Here is a 1808-nt window from a genome sequence, read left to right on the forward strand (position 1 = left end):
CCCCCGGGATGATCGGGGGCAGGTTGAACAGCTCGTCAGGCGTCGGCGCCTTGAACTGATCTTGAGGATTGAGGACCGTCAGCGCGTTCACGCGGCGTTCCCTTCAACGTCGTAGTGGATCAAAAGGGTTTCCTCAGCGAAGCGATCGCCGCGCCGGGCTAGCGACCGTACTTCCGGTAGACCAGGTAGACGGACAGCACGATCCCCAGGACGATGCCTATGGGGAAGAACGCGGACGTGTCGAGCCAGCGGTCCAGCAACCAGCCACCACCGCCGTAGATCGCCATCCCGGCGAGCAGGTAGCTGGGGATCGACCAAGCGGCGCTGGCGAAGTCCTGACCGTCGTCCTCCGGCCGGCGTTCCTGTTCGCTCATCGCGCGCCCGACGATAGCAGGCGAGCGGAGGACTAGTCATATCGGACCCGCCCTGTCGATCGGCCTCATCAATCGCTCTTCCCGGGGACCGTGGCCTCGGGGTCCACATAAAGGATCTTGGATTTCATGAAGGCACGGACCTCGAAACCCGTCCAGACGATCGTGCAGACCACGACGGACCAGGCGAACGCCTTGGAGTTCCACGCCGTGGTGTCGCCGAATGTGGCCAGCATCACCATGATGACGACCACCTTGACTAGGTAGCTGCCCATGGCCACCATGGCCATGACCTGGGGTGACACCTTGGCGGCGTAGCTCACGGCCACCACGCTGACGCTGAAGAAGACCGCCACCAGCAGCACGCCGATCGCGGCGCCGAGCGCGCCCTTGCCTCCGGCGGTCAGGAGCGAAACGGCCACGGCGATCGCCCCCACCACGAGGGTGGGCAGCGCGGCGCTCTTGAGGACGCGCACGTCGTTGGCCTGCATCGGTGCTCCCCTAGAAAGTTGTCAAGCGAGCGTTTGCTACCCCCAGAGCGCGTGCAATGGGGGCCCCTGCTCGTGAAAGATATCACAAGCTCACGGAAGACCGCTTTTACCTGCCGTTTCTAGTTCGCGATCATGAACGGCTCGGATAGGCGGGAATGACCGGTTTTCCCTCGGCGCTCGCGCGCTCCTGCGGCGGCTCGTGCACGGGGTCCGCCACGGGCTTGACCTCGGATTCCGGCAGGATCGGCGGCATCGGGCCGGTGGGCGGGCCGTCGTCGTCGCTCGGCTGTCTGCCGCGCGAGTGCGCGCCGCCGCGACCGCGCCAGCGCGGCGCCGCCATCAGCACGAGCACGCCGATGGCGAGCAGGATCACAACCGGGAACAGCAGCACCGGCACGCCGATCGTGGACATCGCGACCAGGCCGAACGCGAAGATGAACGCCCAGGCGTACATGATGAGGACGGAACGCCGGTGCGAATGGCCGATGTCCATCAGCCGGTGGTGGAGATGGCCGCGGTCGGGCGCGAACGGCGACATGCCGTAGGAGGTGCGCCGCACCACGGCGGTGATCAGGTCGACCAGCGGCAGCACCAGCACCGCCGCCGGCAGCAGCAGCGGCAGCAGCACCGGGACCTTGTTCATGTCCTCGATGACGGCGGGATCGAGCGGCGTCACCGTGACGATCGAGGAGGCGAGCACCAGGCCGATCAGCATCGCGCCCGTGTCGCCCATGAAGATCTTCGCCGGGTGGAAGTTGTGCGGCAGGAAGCCCAGGCAGGTGCCGATGAGAATGGCCGCGATGCCGGCCGTGGTGGTGATGTTGTCGCCGCTGATGCTCTTGGACAGGAAGATGGAGTAGGCCCAGGTGGCCATGGCCGCGATGCACACGATCCCGGCGGCCAGGCCGTCGAGCCCGTCGACGAAGTTGACCGCGTTGATCGTGAC

At 66.3% G+C, this 1808-nt stretch carries 3 protein-coding genes; all 3 read right to left on the bottom strand.

The genetic code is table 11. The features are described 5' to 3' along the window. Positions 1-158 precede the first annotated feature (158 nt). Positions 159-374 carry an AtpZ/AtpI family protein gene (locus tag DAT37_RS37805; protein WP_109529754.1) on the bottom strand — a complete coding sequence of 72 codons (216 nt, stop codon included), beginning with the start codon at positions 372-374 and terminating at the stop codon, positions 159-161. Between the two features lie 68 nt (positions 375-442). After that, positions 443-862: a hypothetical protein gene (locus DAT37_RS37810; protein ID WP_109529755.1), complete on the bottom strand. Its 420-nt coding sequence runs from the start codon at positions 860-862 to the stop codon at positions 443-445. Between the two features lie 130 nt (positions 863-992). Then, on the bottom strand, positions 993-1808 hold an 816-nt coding region (locus tag DAT37_RS37815; protein WP_198654643.1), incomplete at its 5' end, for an MraY family glycosyltransferase.

It is taken from the genome of Nocardia aurea, assembly GCF_003123685.1.
In the GTDB taxonomy this organism is placed as follows: domain Bacteria; phylum Actinomycetota; class Actinomycetes; order Mycobacteriales; family Mycobacteriaceae; genus Nocardia; species Nocardia aurea.

Bases quoted from the DNA above. Each gene is read 5' to 3' on its own strand.
- DAT37_RS37805 (WP_109529754.1), bottom strand. From the start codon at position 374: ATGAGCGAACAGGAACGCCGGCCGGAGGACGACGGTCAGGACTTCGCC.
- DAT37_RS37810 (WP_109529755.1), bottom strand. From the start codon at position 862: ATGCAGGCCAACGACGTGCGCGTCCTCAAGAGCGCCGCGCTGCCCACC.